The sequence below is a fragment of the Bradyrhizobium shewense genome (genome assembly GCF_900094605.1).
In the GTDB taxonomy this organism is placed as follows: domain Bacteria; phylum Pseudomonadota; class Alphaproteobacteria; order Rhizobiales; family Xanthobacteraceae; genus Bradyrhizobium; species Bradyrhizobium shewense.
In genome coordinates this window covers 138,238-155,982 of sequence record NZ_FMAI01000007.1, presented here as the reverse complement: position 1 = coordinate 155,982, position 17,745 = coordinate 138,238, and the positions used below count along the sequence as shown (strand labels likewise).

Below are 17,745 nucleotides of genomic sequence, written 5' to 3'. Positions count from 1 at the left end.
GCTCTAATCAGCCTCGGCGAGCTTGTGCAGCGTTGCGCCGAAGATCAGGCTGGCCTTGCCGACCAGCGCCGTGCCCGTCATTTCCGCGCGCGTGTCCGTGTAGGTGCCGCTGACGCCGATACCGACGGGAGCAGGACCGCCGAACAGCGGATTGTCGTCGCCTCGCGGCGAAGTGTGTCGTTGCACCAGCACCTCGCCTTTGAAGGTGGTGTCGTCCTTCACCACGTAGCTGCCGGTGTAATAGAGGTAGGCATCGCCGCCAAGGATCTTGCCGTCGCGAAAAAGGATCACGCCGCTGCCCTTGCCGGCTCGACCATCGAGCAGGGTCACGTGAATCGAATAGAGACCGTTTTTCATAACGTCCCGCAGGCCGGCCGCCATCGCCCAATGGCGTAACCGGTCCCGCTTTTATGCCAAAGCGCATTCTCTCGCGCAACGCGGCAGTTTGCCGGCCGGCCACGGGAAGTTGCCGCCGCGAGCCGTAGTTGTCCCGGCTTGTGCGTGACGCCGTCATGACGGTCTGATGACGGGGCGAGGCCGGCCGCCTGCGAATCAGGGTTGGCCCGCGAAATGCATAACAATTGTTGCACTGGCCGCGGGGTGCTGGAGCAAGACGATGAGCAACTGGATCAATTCCGGCGGCGATGAGCCGCGTCTGTACAGTGCGCGTCCTACGAATTGCAAAAGCGAACAACGGTGTTCCGGCAGCGTAACATACTGGGCAAGACTGGCAGGTGCCCTGGTCCTGGTTGCACTCGCAGCCCCCATCGGCCATGCGCGCGACCGCGGCCAGTTCGTCAACACCAATGCCGATCTGAAGGCCTGGTTCGACGGCCTGCGCAGCGGCAAGGGGCCGTGCTGCTCCGATGCCGACGGTTCGGCGCTCTCGGACACCGACTGGGACAGCAAGGACGGGCACTATCGTGTCCGTCTCCCGCGCTATGGCTCCAGGCTCGAAGGGCAGCCGCAGGAACTCGTCTGGGTCGACGTTCCCGAGGAGGCCGTGATCTCCGAGCCCAACCGGGTGGGGCGCACCATGGTATGGCCGATCTACGGCTACATGGGCGTCAGCATCCGCTGCTTCATGCCCGGCAGCATGACGTAGCCGCGCCGGCGGCGGCGTGTCGCGTCTGGTGAGGGCGCTCGCCGCGTCAGGTATATTTCTTGTCGCGTTCGAGCAGCTCGATCGAGATGCCTTCGGGGCCGCGGATGAAGCAGATGCGCACGCCGGGCCGGATCGTGGTCGGCTCGCGCGTGAACGTGACGCCCTTGGCCTTGATCTCGGCCGCAACGGCATCGATGTCCTTCACCGTCAGGCCAAAATGATCGAGACCCTGATGTGGGTGCGGAGGCGGCGGGTTGACGGCGTTGTCGCCCTCGAGTGGCGCGATGAAGATCCTGGCGCCGCCCAGATTCACGTCGATCCGTCCCGGCGCGTGCACGATCTCGCCACCGAGGATGTCCCGCAGCCAGGCCGCCGTGGCCTCCGGATCGGGGCTGCGCAGATGGACGTGATCCCAAGTGACGTCTGGCATTTCAATTCTCCCAACGGGCCTTTGCGATGTTGCCGCGCATGTTAGCGGCCGCGGGCGGTGATCGCCACCGTCCTTGCCGATTCGCAACTGCGCGGGAACCTTAGTTCCTCTTCCGGATTAAGGTAAGCAGTGGCCGGGTCCGTCGTTGGATGGGCTTTGGCCGCGATCGGTGATGCAACCATGAACGCCAGGCTCGACCGGATCGGATTGGGGCGCTTCGCCGGGACCGGCGAACGAGTGGCGCGGGCCGTGACAATCGCGAGCGTCTCATTTGGCCGCAGCCTGCTGTGGCTGCTGGCGGCCATCATTGTCGGCTGCGGCGTCTGGATGCTGCTGCCTCTGTCCAAGGGAAATAGCGCTGAGCCGGTGAAGGCGGAGCTGGCGGCCGTCGAGGCGGCTCCTTCGGGCGATGCGGCCGCAACGGTGTCGCCGGCCTTGGAAGCCCAGGCACCGGCGTTGGCAGAACTCGGTCGTCTCAGGATTTCATCGCAGACCTGGCGCCGCGGCGGCCTTGGCTCGAGAGCCCTGGTGACGTTCACGCTGCGAAACGACAATGACTATGCCGTAAAGGATGTCGAGATCGTCTGCGCGTTTGCGCGGCGCGACGGCAGTCATCTCACCAACCGCAGCCGTGTGCTGGCGGATCCGGTCAGCATGAAGAGCCGCAAGACCTATGCGCATATCCCCGTCGGCTTCATCAACGTGAATGCCGATCAGGCGAAATGCTCGCTGGTTGCAGCACGCCGTGCTTAACGGCGGAATGTTCCGGTAGCGGAAAAGTTACCCTCCTTGGTCCTTGTTGGTCCTTGGCGAAAAAACCTCGCGTCGCCATTTGAACCGAACGGCTGGGCCAGGAACAAATTAACAGATCGCCTGTTGAGGCGGAGAGCCCACGCGGGGATGCGGGGGGCGGAGCGCGGCCAATGCCCATCTTTCGATATTTCACCTTTGTCGGTGGAGCTTTGCTTGCACTGTTGTTCGCGGTGAATTTCGCTTTCCCGGCGGCGCCCGTGGCGCAAGCCGTTGCGACCGTAAGCAACGATCAGCCCCTGATCCGAATCCGATCCGATCGGCACCTGCCTGAGCGCGTCGTGCTCGACACCAGCCAGCCGACGATTGTCGCGCCGGCGGTGAAGACCGCCGCGGTTGTGGCTCCCCAGCCGCCCGTGCAGGAGGCCCAGTCGGCGGCCTTGGCCGATCTGTCAGCCAAGGCGCGGGTGCGCGAGACCTTCGCCCAGTTCACGCCTGGTTCGAAGGCCGACGCCGCCAAGAAGCCGGAGGTCCAGGCTCAGCCGAAGCGTAAGGTCGCCAGAGCGCATCCGGCCCCGCAATATGGTGGGCCGCAGTATGGTGGGCCGCAGTATGGTGGGCCGCAGTATGGTGGGCCACAGTATGGCCGGCCGATGATGGTGGCACAGCAGCCGCATTTCGGCCTCTTCAACACAACCTGGTGACAAGCCGGCTGTGACCCGCCTCGATCGAGGCGGGAAGGGCTTTTTATTGGCCAGCCTCTCTGCTAATTCGAACCCATCCGAACGCCGCCCGGTGCGCTGGCTCGCCAGCAACGGTCCGGTGTTTCGCGGTTACGGCCCAATCCTTGGGCCAAGGGCGCTCGTAGCTCAGCTGGATAGAGCATCGGATTTCGATTCCGAGGGTCGGAGGTTCGAATCCTTCCGAGCGCGCCAGTAAAATCAATGACTTAGATTGATTTTCGCTTTCGCGTCATGCTGCGCCTGTCGCGCCAAAATCAAACGTGAATTCAAGGGATCAAATCCAGTCAAAGCGGCTCGACGCAACACGAGGCGCAACAAAGCCTGTGAATAGGTCGGACAGCTTCTCGGGACCGCGCTGCGTGCGGAGCGCGCGTGCCACTATCGGCCGTTGATTCGCGCCACTCGCTACGAGCAGTTTCATGTCGGATACTGAGCAGTCAGGACAACGGTTCTCGCACGTCTACTTGCGCAGGGAAGAGCTATTGCAGGACAGCCCTCGCGCACGGCGACGGGTCGCAGCTTGGATAGCCGCAATCCCCAAAGATGCCGAAGATTTGGGTACGTTTTTAGTTGCAGAGCTAGGCATCGACGTCGTCTTGAACTACGGAGTCGACTGGAGCACAACGCTGGGTCGATTTAGCACCGCGGATTTTTTGGACTCAATTACTTTGATCTACCGGCACTTCACGCTGAAGCGTCAGAGCCCGGTCGGTATGCGGAATCCGCGCCTGAATGAGTATTTTCTTGTGACGTCGCGGCGCATTTTTTCCGAAGAACGACTCTCTTATCGCATCGATGATCGCGGTGGAGTGCATTTCGTAGTCGACGCGGAATTTGCCGCAAATAGAAATGCTACCATCACTGCAATTGAAGCCCCCCGCTACGCGAACGTGCGCACTGAATTCGAAAAGGGCATGTCGGCTCTTTCGAATGCGATCCCGGACGGGAAAGAGGCAGTTCGCGGCGTATTCGGCGCTGCAGAGGGTCTGTACAGACTGATGTTCGCGAAGGCCCCCAAGCTTACATCCGCCGATGCCGCGAAGAACCTTGGGAGCGCAATCCAATCCCTCTATGCAGCTGATGCGGTCGCGCAGCGAGCGGCCAGTAAGATGGTCAGCTCATTCGCCGACTGGGTTGATGCTTGCCATAACTATCGCCATGAGCAGGGCACCGAAGAGCCATCGCAACCACCATTGGATCTCGCAATCGAGATGGTCAGCGCTGGATCCGGATTCGTCCGATGGCTCGTGCTTTTCGATAAACATCTTTCGGAAAAAACGGTGAACTGACCTATGACTTCGGACAACCCAGAACGTCCATTTAATTTTACTAAGAGTGCAATTTGGATCGTCGGAAGTCTTAGCTTGGCCATCCTTGGCTCTGCTCTGTGGGACTTCGCTTTCAAACCATTGGTGCTGTGGCTTGGCGAACAACTTGCTTTCTTAACGAATCTAGGCTCGACCGCTCTCAGCGACGCGATGTATCGGGAGATAGCGAAAGGAAACTACGAGCGCGTCAGTTTGATCGTCTTCCAACTACTTCTTGGGTTTTTCGTCGGAATAATTCTTGTCGCCGTCACGATGCGACGTCGACGGGACAAAAAGCGCGCGAATGATCTTGAGGTTCCTCACAAGCCAAATATGAAGAAAAGTTTGGCGATCGCGCTTCTGCTCGTAATATCAGGCATCTTATTTCTGCAATCGGTTCGCACTTCGTACGTTGTCCGTGCTGCCAATCACTTGGAGCAATTGCAAGCAATTATCGCACCCTACATTACAGCAGAGCAGCGGATAGAGATTAAGTCTCGAATTGCGCAGATCCAGTCAAAGAGCGATTATGAAGCCATCGTGAACGAGGTCGCTTCAGCAATTCACAATAGGCACCTCGTGATGCCTACATTCGATCCGCTCAGATAGAAACTATCGGGCTCTCTCAAACCCGCAGCTCCTCGCGCCAAAACCGTCCCGCCCCCGACGTAGACCACCAGATCCCGTAACTGACGGCCAGCACGATATCGTCGTGCTTGCCCGTTCGCGCGGACCACGTGTTGGCGCCCGAGGCAGTGACGTGCCGCTGGAAGTCCCGCAGTTCGTCCCGCAGGGATTCCGCCTCCGACAAGTCCGCGGCAACGTGAAGCTCTTTCGAGTGCATCGCCGCTTCGAGCTTCGAAATCAGGATCGTCTTTGCGACCCGATAGACGTTGCCTTCGTGCGTTTGCTCGCTGCCGGCGGTGATCTGCAGTCGGATCGGCCGCAAGCCGTTCGCTTCCATTAAGTCGACAACGCCGGCCCCGACGCCGCTTTGGTCAATGACCAGCTTGGCCCTGGTGCTCTTGAGCGGTTCGCGCTGCATCAGCTCGCCGATCGCATGCGCCTGCGCAACGTAGTTCATTCCGAGCGGCAACCGTTGTAGGTGCAGAAGGTCAAAGCGCCGGATGGTCTTTTCGCGCCTGATCTTCAATCGATTGTCAACGATGTCCTCGCCGGTGCCCTTAACTGTGTGATGGATGACGCCAATGGCTGTGTTGTCGGCAGACTTTCCGAGGTCGACCCCCACCACCCACTCGTCGACCGCGCGAGCGGGAACGTATTTCCAATCCCCAACAGCGATCATACCCATAGTGGACGCAACTCCTTGTCAAAAATGCCGTCGATGATTTCGTTCGGAAAGGCGGCTTCCTGATCGTCCAAGAACTCAAGGCCGTATTCGGTGCGGAACGTTGTTTCGCCCAGGGCCTTCCGCTCGCTGGCTAGGAACTCAGGCGTGATCCGCGGGCACATGTCCGGCGTGACACGTATCTTCTCGAAGTCGGACTCGGGATCGGTCCATCCCTCGTAGAACCAACCGCGCTTTGCGGCGCCTGTGGTCAGTCCGATCAGTTGGCCGCGGGGATGCACCGCCAACATCGGGCGGACCGCCGCATAGATTTCGTCCGACACCCGCGCGCCCTCGTCGATCAGCACCAAGCGCACACGGGCGATACCGCGCACGTTGTCCGCCTCGCCGGGCAAGCCAATGATGCGCGAACCGTTGGGCAGCTCGATACGTTGCACGGCGTCGTTGGCCAGTTCGGCGCCGGGTAGGTGCAGATATCGATTCTTGGCCCGACGGATGAACTCCGAACTGATGCGCTGAGCAGGGCTGATCACGACAATGGTTTCGCCCGGCTCTGTGTGTGCCACATGGTCGGCCAGCAGCACGCACGTTTCCGTCTTACCGGCCTGTCGGCACGCCAGGATCAGCCCGCGGCGAGGCGGCTCGCGCAGGAAGGACTGCTGCCACGCGTCGGGCTGCACACCGCAGTCATTCGCGAAGGCGACGGGGTCGCAGGCGTAGGCCAGGTCTCGCGCCATCGTGCTCATGCTGGCAGTGCCTCCGGGAGCGGCACGGGGCAGGGCGTTGGTCCGACTGGCTTCGCGTCGATGACGAGGGGCGCCTTGCCGGCCGCTTTGGTGATGTCGTCGGCCGCCTGCGTCTCGATGCCGGCGAGCGCCCGGCCCACCGCGAGCCGTGCGTCAGGGAAGGGCGCCAGGGCGCGCAACAGGACCTCGCGCAGGCGCAGGTAGTCCGGATGCGTCAAGATGTGCTGGTGCCGCGTCTCGTGGACATTGACCAGCACGCCGAGCAGCTTCGAGACAAGTTGCAGGTTGTTGGTGATCGCCGCTTCGCCGCGGATGGCTGCGCCCGGGTCGCCGACGGCCGCGGCCAACTCGATGTGGTTCGCCAGGCGAGCGCGCTGGTGGACGAGGTGGTGCAGCAGATTCTCACCCTCGCTCACCTTGAGTGCGTCGAGGTCAACGGCGCTTGGGTGCAAGGCGTGCTGCACCGCCGCCATCATCTGGGGCGACAGGTGGTTCTTGCCGTGGCGCTGAACGCTGTGTGGCGATAGGTTGAAACGCTTGCCGATCGCATCATGGCCAAGTCCATGTGCCAGTGCGACGTCTACGCTGTGGCGGTGCTCACTGTTGCAGACTTGACAGGATCCGGGGCCGGTCTTGACCATGATGGGTTCGCTTTCAGACAGCGCGAAAAGCGCCTTCGACCCGCATCACCGGCCGAGGGCGCAACATAGGCGCATCGTGTTTTAGAAAAAGGCGCTATTTCAGTAGTTTAGAATGTGACCCAAAGATATAAAATCCGTTAATCGGCGCAAAAGCTGGACGACACGACCGCAGCAATACCGAAAAGCCGGCGCGGATTGAAGGTAAGCCAGGCAAGCGTCCACTCCCCCAGGGATGGCGGACCATTTCCCTTCAGGAGCGGCGAAGGATCTGAATAAGCCGAGTGAGGCTACAGCCTGCTACTCCGCCGCCGCACTTTTCCAAGGCGTCGGCAATGTGACCATGCCTATCGGGGGTTAGGTGTTGCGCAAGTTCAAGCGAAACGGCGATCGTTAAGACGAAGATCATGACGCGGGTAAAGTGCCGAGGGTAAGCGCTCATAAAAAGCGTGCTCAACACCCCGTAGGCGACAAACCGTTCTGGCCCCGCATGGCCGGTCTCTGGTCGGAGACCGATAGGGGACAAGCTCATAAAAATGATGGCGATGAGTGCGGTCCAAGCCGCCATAAGTAGCAAATTGCGTAGCATACTGCCTCAAAGGGACCGGCGGCGACAATTGACCATTGGCGCAAGCCGGCTTGTAACCGCCGTAACGCTGTAACCGCAAGATTCCCACGGGGGCTACGGGAGCATATAGCTACAGGATTCAATTTTCTCTGCTCTCTTAGAAGAATCTACAGTTACAACGGTTACAACTGAGCATCGGCCTGAACTCATTGTAGAATTTCTGTAACCGTCAGAGCGACCCAGCGGTTACAGTAACGGTTACACTCAGCCTCGCGGCGGTATGGGTGGCAGGCCAACCGGACACAGCGGAATTGTTGTAACCGCCACCATTCCCACATCGGTTACAGCCTTCGTCATTTGCGCCAATCTGTCGACGACCAGTTCGCACGGTCGATTCACGAACGACTCCGCCTTGAAGCGAACCGCTGCCTCAGGCGGGCCGCGCCGCCACACCTTGCGGACGTCGTCACCTTCTCGATGCGCGACGGACACGAACCCGAGCCCCTTGAGCGCCGCGCGGACGTCCCTCAGAGGCAACCCACGTTCCGACGCGAAGGTTTGAACGTCCGCCGCGGTCACGTAGCAATCGGCATTACCAAAGGTGAAGGCCAGGACGTCTTCCGCCCCGGTTCGTTCGCGCGCGGCGTCTTGGTGCTTCCCAGCGACCGCCCACAGCGCCTCGGGGATCCTAAAGTCCTCGCCGGTCGCGTGCCATTCGGCGGCCTCGGCATAGAGCTGTTCGATATTCTCGCGGACCCATTCAATGTCGATCTTGTCGGCGATGTGGACGGGCAGCCATCGCCGGTTGCCAGTCTGCGACAGCAAGGGCGTGTCCTCATTGGTCGTAGCGATGAAGATGTGCCGCCGGAGGTGATCGCTCGCCTCTTCCTTCCACTTCAGTGTGGCATTGTCGTTCTCGCGCGACATGAACGCCTTGAGCTTGGTCGTCTCGGTCTTCGACATGCCGGCCAATTCAGCCAACTCGATGATCTGCTTTCCCTTTAGCTGCGGGATGACATCTTGCGGGCGGCCGCCCAGCTCCACCGAGTCGATGAACCATTCTGGCCGCAGCGCGAGCGCCTTACACATCGTTGATTTGGCTTTGCCTTCCTCGGAGATGAAAATCACGGTTTCGTCGTGCTTCGCTCCCGGCTTCCGCGCTCGCTTGACCAGGCCGCCGATGAGATTTGCCCCGACCGCACGATGGTAGGCGTCATCTGGACAGCCGACGGCCTTCGACAACCAGTTATCGAGACGCTGCACCCCATCCCATTTAAGGGAATCGATAGCGTTCCGCAGGGCGTCGTAGCTGTATTCCCGGGCGATGCGTTCGACGCTGGCCCGAAAGAAGTCCCACGAGCAATAGAAACCGTGGGCGCTCGCGTGTGTATCGAGCCACAGAGCCTTGCGCTGATTTTCATCGAGTCGCCGCCAATCATCGTAGCGGCCCTGGTTCCCCTCGATTGAGTTGGTGAATTCGTCGAAGCGCAGATCGACCCCACGCAGATTCAGAAAGATGCGAACGTTATCGAAGCTGGCAGGGTCCGGCTTTCCGGTACTGGTCGTGATGTAAGAGCCGCGATTTTTTCCCTGCACTTCCCAGACGACTTTTTCCTCGAAGCTCTTATAGGACCGGGCCAACGTATCCTCTGGCAGCGCACACTTGTTCTCGCGGATAAGGTCAATGAGGGCTTTCACCGTCTCCTCATGGACGACACCGACAATGGCGATGATGTGGGCGCAGCGATCGGCGCGAAATGTCCGCGGCTTCTGAGCCATCGTGACGATACGGCGAATGGCTGAATTGAGCTGATGGAATATGGCGGGATAGGTCGCCTCGACTTGCGGCGGCAGTTGCGGCGCATCCGGCCAGCGCTCATGGCCTGCCCATCCCTCATTGAACTCGTCGATGGGACGGGCAGCGAGGTTGGCAATGGCGAGCGGCGTTTGTCCGATTAGGGAGCCGGCCGGTGGCCCGTAAAGCTTCTGGCGGCGCACTTCGTCTTGCGATTTCGGCTCTTTGTTTTCCACGGGAACTTGGCTCCAATATGCCTCGGCGGTGATCTGAACTTTCTTGCTGATGGTGTCAACGGCGGCGCACTGTTCGGAATTCAGTGCCGGTCGACCTTGTTTGCGAGCTTCTGGGGTTAGCTCGCGATCGAGTCTCGCATACAGGGCGTCTTTGTCGGCTAGTACGGCTTGCCAAGCCTCCCATTCCGCACGGGCCGGCTCGAAGACCGGTTGCGGTGGCAGATCGTCGTTGGTGACATCGGGATTGGCCGCGGAGATCCTTGCAACTTCCTTCTCCCATCTTGCCACCGCATCGACGTGGGTTCGCCGGTAAGCTTCAACCTTAAGCGCCGGGAAGTCTTCGATGATGAATTGCCGGTTGACCTCGCGGTCGAACCAAAGGTGTTCATCGCCTGTGTCAGGTATGACGCCACGTTCGAAAATTCGCAGCGTCTCGGGCTTCAGCCGAACCAACATGCGGTCGCCGCCCTCCCAATCGTCGGGGTACAACTCGATCGCCTTCTCGGTGCCCGATTGTTGCCCTGGCTCTTGATCCTCGTGCAACTCGACACGGGCGAGAGCAAAGCTGTGATCGTAGAAGATCAGCCATCGCCCATCGATTTCGGCCGTGTGCGGGAAGTAGTTCGTTAACATCGTGGACTCCATCAGTTTGGAGCCCCACGCAACATTTACATTGCGACCGACATCGAAGTGTGGTAGCGGTCAACTTGCGACGGTTTACGACTACCTTTCGACGCCTCAGCAATGCCCGTTGCTGGGGCGTTTGCTTTTAGACGGTGCGAACGTTCACGGCCTGTGGCTTTCCGGTGCGCGAGCTGATTTCGATCTCGAACCCGACGTGCTGCCCGACATCGAGCGCCTCGACACCGCGCGGTAGCGCCGAGACGTGACAAAAAACGTCGTGACCATCCGTGCCGATGAAGCCGAAGCCACGGTCAGCGTTCCACTTTTTCACTTGTCCAATCTTCATTTTCGATTTCCTCGGTTGTGTTGGTTAAAGGCAGGCTGCCGGGGTCGACTCGCGCGCGGTCAACCACTCGGCGGCAGCGGCCTCGCTGATGCGGGTGCTTCGTTTGCCGACCTTCACCACGCGTGGTCCGTCGCCGTTGGCGAGAAGTCGATAGAACGTCCGCCGGCAAATGCGGTAGCGCTCGCAGAATTCAGACACGGTCAACATGCTGCCTCCGGGGTGAACGCAAAAAATCCCGCCGGCGGGCAATCAAGCCGCAGGCGGGTGGATGTCGCAATTATACACGAAAGGCACGCCGAGTAAACTAACGGCGCGTTAAGGAGGGCCTTAGCGGCTTAATGACGCCCTAATGCCAAAGCCGTCGGGTGATGTTTAAGAAGCCGGCGAGAGGCACGCCAACCAACACGCCAGCCAGGCCGTATGCCATCGCGAACAGTGTCGCTGTCCATGCGCCCGAACTTGTTGCAATGCCGTAGAACGCTCCGAATGCGCCGAGCGTACCGGCAATCACGAACATGTTCCGATCGTTGCGCCCTTCGACATTATGGATCGGTGGCCGCTTGCGATGAAGAACAGGGGGGCCGAACGGGTGTCTTGATCCGCAGCTCGGACACGCGGTCGCGTTCCCCGAGACAGAGTGTCCGCAGTCGTAGCAATTGATCAGCGAGTTCGCCTGGCCCATGCATGGGACCATAGGGGCGGCCCCATCGGCAAGCAACCTCACTCGCAGCAGATCGCCGGCAGCCATCGGCCGGGGTGGCTCGCGACGACGCGGATCTGCGGTGCCGGAATGCCGAGCCCGAAAAGCGTCGTCATCAATTCGCTTCGGCTTCCGCCGCGCGCGAACCGTTCGACGGCGGTTTCGTATGCGTCAAGATCGGCGAGCGTGCGCAGCGCAATAGCGTTGGCGCGGATCGTATCAAGCATGGTGATGCAGCCCCCGTTGATTCCCACGCACATGGAACCATTTTTGCCATCGAACGTCAATTAACATATTGATTTTATTCATTTTTGTAGATTTTTAACATGCGATGTTTGTTGTCAACATACGCACGCACACTCGTGGCCGCCGGGCGTCGAGCGTTTCAATTGCATGCGCTCCGCCACTTTGCAGTGTCGTACTGTAAAGAGCAAAAGTTGCAGCCGAAAACTGTGCAAACCTACGTAGATCATGCCACGTTGCAGATGACCATGGACACGTACGGTCATATGTTCCCGAGCGACGATCACGCTAAGGCGATGGACGCGATTGCCAAGGAGTTGTTTTCGTGAATGAGCAGTCTGAGCGTGGTGAGCCGGATCGATACGTCGATCAGCCGGAGGCCGTTCGACGTCTAATTCACTCTGCAATCCGGATGTTTGCCATCGGTGAGGATCCGTTTGCGATCCATTTGCTGATTCAGTCGGCCGACAAACTGATCTTAGATATTGCGAGAAAGAGGAACGTGAGTCTCGCGTTCGATTGGGAACATGTAATCAAAAAAGAGCATCAGCGTGAATTTTTCCAGCTGTACCGCGAGACGTACAATTTTTTTAAGCACGCCGACAAAGGATCGGAGCGGTTGCCTGTTCATAACATCGCAGAGGGAAACGCCGCACAGTTGAGTATTGTCATCGAAAATTACCTGACCCTGTTTGGATCTGCTACGGCTCACATGACAGCGTTTAGATGGTTTGCACGGCTCTGGAAGCCGAGCTGGTTTTTCCAATCAATAGAGGACTTGCTGCCGCAAGACAGAGCCCAAGAGCTTCTCAAGGCTTGGACGGTCATGCGCAATGGACGGCCGCAGGAATTTTTTGCGGCAGCGTTTGCAAAAGGGGTCTGGAATACGGCTGCTCTTGAAGAAGAGCGGAACCTTGATTTTGCGGATAACATCGAGTTTTACTCGACGCGTTTCGTCGACATGGACTGATCGGCACTAAGTATGGGGGAGACGTCTATACCGCAGTGGCTGCAAAGCCTGATCTCGGGTTGGCCGATGATAAAGGCGAACCCCGTCGTTTTCATCTTGATCCTAATAGCGGTCGTTTCCGCACTGTGGATCATATTCAGCTGGTCGTACGGCAGCGTCCTTGAAAGCAAGAAAAGTCAGATTGAGCTGCTGGAACGCCAGATTTCTGACTACAAAGAAAAACTGCACGGCGCATCGCCGGATCAAGCTAAAGCAAAAATTGATGCACTAGAGCAAACGCTGAAAGTCACCGTTGGAGCCAAATGGGATCCGCTCAGCGGCTCGCAGATATCTTTCCTTACGTCCAGATTAAAGGATATCCAAAAGAGTCGCGTCAGCGTCATGTATGAAAATGCACTCGGCAAAGAACTAGCACAGAACATATTCGAAGCGTTCAAACAGGCAGGTTGGGAAGAGGCGCAGTTAGGCCCTGGTGGAGGACTTGGCGACGGCATCGTCGTCGGATGGAGTTCGCGCGCGGTCGCAGTGAAGGCCGCCTTGGAATCGACGGCAAAATTCCCTCGCGTTTGGGCGAAGGATACGGAGAAAGAAATTCCGGACCTTATCATCGTAGGTGTCGGCCTGAATTCTTTTTAATTTCGCTTGTTCTAGGCCGGCGCCGCATGCCTCCGAAGTGTCCCGGGCCGTGCCAAGCTACAGAACCTGCCTTCCTGCATAGCAGATCCATCGCTAATTAATGCCCCCCACACACATGCATAGTCGTGCAAACAGCAGATTGAGACGCGATCGAGCAAGAAAGCGGCTCTCCGAGATGCTGAGCTTAGCCGATGACGAGTCCTTCGTTATCATGGTGTGGGCCGTGGACGCCGCTCAATCCGGGCGGGCGGAAACGGCGAGTCGATTGTTGTCGTTTCCGAAGGAAGTCCGAGAAGCGAAGTTCGGAGAGCGCTATTTCGTCTTTAAATGGGCACTAGAAACGTTAGTCAACGAGCTGCTCAGCATCAAAAAGAGAGGCGCACCACCGATCGGGCGGCCCGGCCGTCGACTTGACTGCAGCAAATTCGAGACGGTCGCTCAATGCATTAATACTCTTCGCGAACTGGAGGATGCAGAAGATGGGATGGTCCTGTCCCAATTCAACGTCCTGAGCGTCATGCACAAGATCGGCCACCGACAATTCGAGTGGCAGCGCGGATTTTTTAGCTATTCTCAAATCTATAGGACTCTCGCAGTGTTTGGTGGCGATCTGGCCAAGCATTACTTTGAATCGACGTATCAAATTTCCATTGCAAAGTTCTTCGAGTGCGGTTTCGCCTTTTTCGCGCTTTGCCAGACTCATCCCGGCTTCAGAACCAACGTGAATCTGACCGAAGTGGGCCTATCGCCTGAAGTGTGTGACCGAGCGCTGAAGTTGCTCTCCTCTCCAATTGAGGTCATTCGAGCAGAAGCCATTACAATTCGGAAAGCAGATGGATCGACCGCTTATCAAGCGAGCGTGCTCCGGAAAGCTCCTCTCTTAATCTTCCATCCAAACGTTGCCCGGGCGCCCCTGCCGTCTCTCATTCTGCAGAGGCTGACTGCTGGCTTGTATTACGACCTCGTCGGCGGCGGATCCCACATCTGGCGCGAGATCGGAGCCAGGTTTGAAAGTTATTGCTTAGAACTGTCGACTGCCATTCTCCCCGAACTAAAGCCAACCGGTAGCTTCCACTACAAATTTGGCAAACAGTACGATTCTCCTGACCTGTTTCTCCATGATCAGTCTGGCAGGGCATGCGTCGTAGTGGAGTGCAAAGCTAAAAAGATGTCTTTAGCCGCCAAATTTTCCGACGATCCGATGACGAGCGCGTCAGCGGCGTTTTCGGAAATCATTAAAGGTGTCGTTCAGATTTGGCGATTTCATTCCCATTGCCGCCGGAATCCAACAATCAAAGATCTGGCTCCGAGCTCGATGGGCGTTCTTTTGACCCTCGATCCTTGGTTGCAGATGTCAAATCAACATGAACGCGTCTTTGAAGAGGCGATAAAGATAGCTGATCAAATCGACCCCGACATAATCGATGATGATCGCAAGCCGATATTGTTCTGCTCTATTGATGATTTCGAAAATACCTTGGAAGTAGCTTCGGAAAAATCCTTTCTCGAAGCCCTGAATTCAAGCGCTTCGCCAAAATTTAGAGGATGGTTTCTATTCAACGTGCACCAAGCGATAGGCGCTCAAGAGAAGAAAAACCCATATCCGTTTGCTGATCGGGTCGCTGGGCTGTTGCCAGGGTGGAATGACAATCTTCCGTCGCCATCCGGATGACGTGCTCGGCGTCATAGCATCCGCTTTTTCTTCGCGTCGGTGACTGCGGAGACGACGCGGCCCGGCAGCTCGGACTTGAGCTGGCGCAATTGCCCTTCAACGCGTGCGAGCCCGTCCTTGTCGGCGCCGCGGGCGTCGATGTTGATTGAAACGGGAGCGCTGACGTTGCCGGCCTCCGCGGCCGCGCGGCCCATTTGTCCGACCAAGCCGCCGTCGGCATAGCCGCGCAGGCTGTCCAGATTGGCCACGCCGACGCGACGCACGGTGACGGCGTCCATCACATATTCGCCCTTGTGTACGATGCCGGCCGGCTCATATTTGCCACCGGGGCCGGTGTATCCACCATCCGCAAAATTAATTCCTGCCTTCGGGATCGCGTAGCTCCCTGCCGACACAGCGGCGCTATAGCCGCCACCGCCACCGCCGACCCCGAACAGTGAACCAAGCCCGAGCCCGCCCGACGAACCGCCGAACGCCGAAGCGAACAGCTTGTCGGCCGCCATCTGCATGAGCTTGTCGGCGATTTTGCCGAGCGCACTCAAACCTGCCGACTTGAACGCGTCCCAAGCGCTCGCGCCGGCTCGGAGTTGCTGCCCGAACTCGACAAAGAACCCGCGGTTCACGCTCATTCCCTCGACCATCAGGGAGTCGAGTTGTTTGCGTGCGTTGCCGGCGTCGTTCAAGGCTTGCTGGAATTGCGGCAGCATTGACCCGGCGACCTTGGCTTGGTCGTTCAGGTCTTCCATGGCTTTCGCGGCATAGTTGCTCGCGGCCGTGAACTCGTTGAGGTTCTTCGAATCAAGGAGGCCCCGATCGATCCACGATTGCAGTTGGTCACCAGCAGCCTTTGTGGCGTCCTTCACTCTAAAGATGCCGATCTGCGCCATGTTCAATGCTCCCCGATCGACATGCGCGCGCCGATGCAATCCTCTGGCCAACGATGGATGACGTGTTGCTCGATGCCTTCAGGCGTTACGGTCGTCAGTTCAGCGAAGCCACCGACTCGCGAATAGCCATCATCTACGAGTACGCGGCGCTGCAACTTGATCAGATCACGCAGGCTACTTGCGATGTTCTCGGGAGCGTCATCCGGATCGGGCTCGACGAAACCCGGCTCCCAAGGACCAAACATTGTCGAGCCAACAGGGAGGCAAAGGTATGGTTGCAGGCCAAAGCCGCTGCTATCGTGGCCGCCTGGAGTCCGGATAAAAAAGATCATTGGTCGACCGCGGAAAAAGCCCGCCAAGTTGAGTTCGAACGGCCGATCTAACTTGAACTGCTCGACGATCTGAGGAAGTTCGCGCGAGACGATGCCGACCAGATCATCGAAATTTGCAGCACGGCGCCTTAGCTCGCCTGCCGCCGTGTCGATGCCGAGCGTGTTGCCACGCCCTGTGATCACGGCCGGCCACTCAGGAACAGCGCGAATCTTGGATTTGATGTCTCCAACAACGCCGTGATCGTCGTAGCTCGCGCCATCCGTCGCGATCCAGATGCGGCTGTGCTTTTTGGATGCGACCAGATTGTTGGCGGTCATCCCTTGATCACCTTCAACGCCATGTCCAATTTCAAACCAATCTCGCCAGCAACGTCGAAGATCGTTTCGAGGGCCGGCGCCGCAGGACTTTCCTTGACGGCGCGCAGACGGTCGAATGCCTGGTCTCGGATCTTCGCTAGTTCGACTTCGTCAGCGCCGCTGCGGACGCCGCTCAGCAAAGCCACGTCGAAATCAGTGACGATCTGTTTGAGGGCGGCGATCACGCGAAGTCGCCGCCCGTCACGAATTCGATATCGCCGAGGAGTCCCGGCCCGCCCGTTCGCTTAGTAACCATGAGCCCACCGGACTGGTATTGTATGGACAGTGCCGGCTTTCCTGACTTGTTGGTCGCGTGGGGAGCGGCAGCAAGCGTCACCGTGCCGGTGCCGTACATGATGAAACCGCAGTTGAAGCCGGTGTACAAATCGTTGGGGACGCTCACGGTGACGTTGCTCGTGTCGTCACAACGGAAAATCTTGCCATTGTCATTGATGGTCAGCGTAAAGCTGCCGGTGAACGGCACGACATTTCCGCGGAAATCGGCATACTGATAGCTCATGGCTTTCTCCACGGTTGATCGATCCCAAGCGACTTCTTGAGCGGCGCCGGCATGGGCTTTTGAGCCGGCGGAGCCTGGCGGGGATCTTTCGGTTCAACGATGCGGAAATCCGCGGCGTCTTTCTTGGTCACGAGTCGTACTCCTCGGTTACGCGGCGGCGAGATTGGTTTCCCTCTCGACGTCGGCTTGAATGTGCCGCTGATCGGGCACGGCTTGGTTCAGGAAGTCGTTGAGCGCGTGCGCATTCGGCAGTTCGGCCAGTTCGCGCATCGCGTTGGCGGCCGCCGACGTTGCGTTGGCCAGGAGCTGCACGGCGGCGCGCTCGCGTTCCAACTCGTCGAGCTTGCCCGGATGGACAATGTCGATTGCCCGGATGCGCGCCGCTTCGGCGGTCTCGCGGTCTGCGCCGACGAGTTCGGGTGCTTCGAGAAGCGTCTGCAAGTAGAGCAGCGACATGGTCGGAACCAGCGCCTTGATTTCCTTCGCCGACTTCGGCAGGCGCTCACGAACCTGGCTGCGCAGATGCGCACCGGCCACGTCCGCTTTGTCGAAGGGCGGCAATTCGATCTTGGCGCTCTTCTCGTTGATCCGCTCATTGAGCCGAGCCGCGAACGCTTTGGCGCGGATCACTTTCCACGCGATCTTCTTCCCCTCGTCGCGGCCCTTGTTGATCCTGCCCTGCGCGGTCAAATCGTTATCACCACGGATTTTGGCGGCGGTGGCCATCAATTCCCGGTGCAGTTCGATCAGGCGATCGAAGGTGATGCGAACCGTCGCATTGGGGATGCCAGCGGCCTGATCCTTGAGAAGCTTGAAGTAAGGTTCGTTCAT

Annotated in this window: 24 protein-coding genes and 1 tRNA gene; 9 read left to right on the top strand and 16 right to left on the bottom strand. The window is 58.8% G+C overall.

Going from position 1 to position 17,745, the window contains the following annotated elements; genetic code table 11:
• Nucleotides 1–3 precede the first annotated feature (3 nt).
• A complete protein-coding gene (locus GA0061098_RS15685) occupies nucleotides 4–357 on the bottom strand; it encodes a GrlR family regulatory protein (RefSeq protein WP_026202721.1) in 354 nt (117 codons plus the stop codon).
• Nucleotides 358–616: 259 nt separating this feature from the next.
• Here GA0061098_RS15685 and GA0061098_RS15680 point away from each other — a divergent pair, with 259 nt between their 5' ends.
• The gene (locus tag GA0061098_RS15680) at nucleotides 617–1,105 is read left to right on the top strand and encodes a hypothetical protein (protein WP_091957340.1); all 489 of its coding nucleotides are present in this window, start codon (nucleotides 617–619) and stop codon (nucleotides 1,103–1,105) included.
• Nucleotides 1,106–1,151: 46 nt separating this feature from the next.
• On the opposite strand, the gene GA0061098_RS15675 is transcribed toward GA0061098_RS15680, so the two are convergent.
• Entirely contained in the window at nucleotides 1,152–1,535 is a 384-nt protein-coding gene (locus GA0061098_RS15675) for a VOC family protein (protein ID WP_091957337.1), read from the bottom strand.
• A 180-nt stretch (nucleotides 1,536–1,715) separates the two neighbouring features.
• On the opposite strand from GA0061098_RS15675, the gene GA0061098_RS15670 reads away from it, so the two are divergent.
• The 5 genes from GA0061098_RS15670 to GA0061098_RS15650 all read left to right on the top strand — a co-directional run bounded on the left by GA0061098_RS15670 (nucleotide 1,716) and on the right by GA0061098_RS15650 (nucleotide 4,944).
• Nucleotides 1,716–2,288 carry a hypothetical protein gene (locus GA0061098_RS15670; protein WP_165637388.1) on the top strand — a complete coding sequence of 191 codons (573 nt, stop codon included), beginning with the start codon at nucleotides 1,716–1,718 and terminating at the stop codon, nucleotides 2,286–2,288.
• Between the two features lie 170 nt (nucleotides 2,289–2,458).
• Nucleotides 2,459–2,989, top strand: a complete 531-nt coding sequence (locus GA0061098_RS15665; RefSeq protein WP_091957332.1) for a hypothetical protein — start codon at nucleotides 2,459–2,461, stop codon at nucleotides 2,987–2,989.
• Nucleotides 2,990–3,143: 154 nt separating this feature from the next.
• Nucleotides 3,144–3,220 (top strand) — tRNA-Arg (locus GA0061098_RS15660).
• 227 nt (nucleotides 3,221–3,447) lie between these two features.
• A complete protein-coding gene (locus GA0061098_RS15655) occupies nucleotides 3,448–4,317 on the top strand; it encodes a hypothetical protein (RefSeq protein ID WP_091957330.1) in 870 nt (289 codons plus the stop codon).
• 75 nt (nucleotides 4,318–4,392) lie between these two features.
• Entirely contained in the window at nucleotides 4,393–4,944 is a 552-nt protein-coding gene (locus tag GA0061098_RS15650; protein ID WP_091957327.1) for a hypothetical protein, read from the top strand.
• Between the two features lie 16 nt (nucleotides 4,945–4,960).
• Here GA0061098_RS15650 and GA0061098_RS15645 read toward each other — a convergent pair whose 3' ends face one another.
• From GA0061098_RS15645 to GA0061098_RS15610, 8 genes are all read right to left on the bottom strand, one after another.
• Complete coding sequence (locus GA0061098_RS15645) at nucleotides 4,961–5,647, bottom strand: hypothetical protein (RefSeq protein ID WP_129590869.1); 687 nt, start codon at nucleotides 5,645–5,647, stop codon at nucleotides 4,961–4,963.
• Entirely contained in the window at nucleotides 5,638–6,390 is a 753-nt protein-coding gene (locus GA0061098_RS15640; RefSeq protein ID WP_091957323.1) for a terminase large subunit domain-containing protein, read from the bottom strand. Before GA0061098_RS15640 ends, GA0061098_RS15645 begins: the two co-directional genes overlap by 10 nt.
• Complete coding sequence (locus tag GA0061098_RS15635; protein WP_091957321.1) at nucleotides 6,387–7,031, bottom strand: hypothetical protein; 645 nt, start codon at nucleotides 7,029–7,031, stop codon at nucleotides 6,387–6,389. The genes GA0061098_RS15640 and GA0061098_RS15635 overlap by 4 nt, the downstream gene beginning before the upstream one ends.
• An 829-nt stretch (nucleotides 7,032–7,860) precedes the next feature.
• Nucleotides 7,861–10,260 (bottom strand): VapE domain-containing protein, encoded by a 2,400-nt coding sequence (locus tag GA0061098_RS15625; protein ID WP_165637387.1) that lies wholly within the window; start codon nucleotides 10,258–10,260, stop codon nucleotides 7,861–7,863.
• Nucleotides 10,261–10,396: 136 nt separating this feature from the next.
• On the bottom strand, nucleotides 10,397–10,597 hold the full coding sequence (locus tag GA0061098_RS15620; protein WP_091957313.1) for a cold-shock protein: 201 nt from the start codon (nucleotides 10,595–10,597) through the stop codon (nucleotides 10,397–10,399).
• 24 nt (nucleotides 10,598–10,621) lie between these two features.
• Nucleotides 10,622–10,804: a helix-turn-helix transcriptional regulator gene (locus GA0061098_RS15615; RefSeq protein ID WP_091957310.1), complete on the bottom strand. Its 183-nt coding sequence runs from the start codon at nucleotides 10,802–10,804 to the stop codon at nucleotides 10,622–10,624.
• A gap of 139 nt (nucleotides 10,805–10,943) precedes the next feature.
• Nucleotides 10,944–11,114, bottom strand: a complete 171-nt coding sequence (locus GA0061098_RS44995) for a hypothetical protein (RefSeq protein WP_165637386.1) — start codon at nucleotides 11,112–11,114, stop codon at nucleotides 10,944–10,946.
• Between the two features lie 203 nt (nucleotides 11,115–11,317).
• Complete coding sequence (locus GA0061098_RS15610) at nucleotides 11,318–11,584, bottom strand: hypothetical protein (RefSeq protein ID WP_129590868.1); 267 nt, start codon at nucleotides 11,582–11,584, stop codon at nucleotides 11,318–11,320.
• Between the two features lie 281 nt (nucleotides 11,585–11,865).
• On the opposite strand from GA0061098_RS15610, the gene GA0061098_RS15600 reads away from it, so the two are divergent.
• From GA0061098_RS15600 to GA0061098_RS15590, 3 genes are all read left to right on the top strand, one after another.
• A complete protein-coding gene (locus GA0061098_RS15600) occupies nucleotides 11,866–12,510 on the top strand; it encodes a hypothetical protein (RefSeq protein ID WP_091957302.1) in 645 nt (214 codons plus the stop codon).
• Nucleotides 12,511–12,576: 66 nt separating this feature from the next.
• Nucleotides 12,577–13,146, top strand: coding sequence for a hypothetical protein (locus tag GA0061098_RS15595; RefSeq protein ID WP_129590867.1), 570 nt, complete (start codon nucleotides 12,577–12,579; stop codon nucleotides 13,144–13,146).
• 175 nt (nucleotides 13,147–13,321) lie between these two features.
• Nucleotides 13,322–14,818 carry a hypothetical protein gene (locus GA0061098_RS15590; RefSeq protein ID WP_091957297.1) on the top strand — a complete coding sequence of 499 codons (1,497 nt, stop codon included), beginning with the start codon at nucleotides 13,322–13,324 and terminating at the stop codon, nucleotides 14,816–14,818.
• 11 nt (nucleotides 14,819–14,829) lie between these two features.
• Here the strand turns inward: GA0061098_RS15590 and GA0061098_RS15585 are convergent, their stop codons facing one another.
• From GA0061098_RS15585 to GA0061098_RS15565, 6 genes are read right to left on the bottom strand one after another with little or no spacing between them, the layout of a single operon-like run.
• Entirely contained in the window at nucleotides 14,830–15,705 is an 876-nt protein-coding gene (locus tag GA0061098_RS15585; protein WP_091957294.1) for a phage tail tape measure protein, read from the bottom strand.
• A 2-nt stretch (nucleotides 15,706–15,707) separates the two neighbouring features.
• The gene (locus GA0061098_RS15580; protein ID WP_091957292.1) at nucleotides 15,708–16,355 is read right to left on the bottom strand and encodes a hypothetical protein; all 648 of its coding nucleotides are present in this window, start codon (nucleotides 16,353–16,355) and stop codon (nucleotides 15,708–15,710) included.
• Nucleotides 16,352–16,579, bottom strand: a complete 228-nt coding sequence (locus GA0061098_RS15575) for a hypothetical protein (protein ID WP_091957289.1) — start codon at nucleotides 16,577–16,579, stop codon at nucleotides 16,352–16,354. Before GA0061098_RS15575 ends, GA0061098_RS15580 begins: the two co-directional genes overlap by 4 nt.
• Nucleotides 16,576–16,914 carry a hypothetical protein gene (locus GA0061098_RS15570; protein ID WP_091957287.1) on the bottom strand — a complete coding sequence of 113 codons (339 nt, stop codon included), beginning with the start codon at nucleotides 16,912–16,914 and terminating at the stop codon, nucleotides 16,576–16,578. The genes GA0061098_RS15575 and GA0061098_RS15570 overlap by 4 nt, the downstream gene beginning before the upstream one ends.
• Nucleotides 16,911–17,045, bottom strand: coding sequence for a hypothetical protein (locus tag GA0061098_RS46980; RefSeq protein WP_283807993.1), 135 nt, complete (start codon nucleotides 17,043–17,045; stop codon nucleotides 16,911–16,913). The genes GA0061098_RS15570 and GA0061098_RS46980 overlap by 4 nt, the downstream gene beginning before the upstream one ends.
• 16 nt (nucleotides 17,046–17,061) lie before the next feature.
• Nucleotides 17,062–17,745, bottom strand: a complete 684-nt coding sequence (locus GA0061098_RS15565; RefSeq protein WP_091957284.1) for a hypothetical protein — start codon at nucleotides 17,743–17,745, stop codon at nucleotides 17,062–17,064.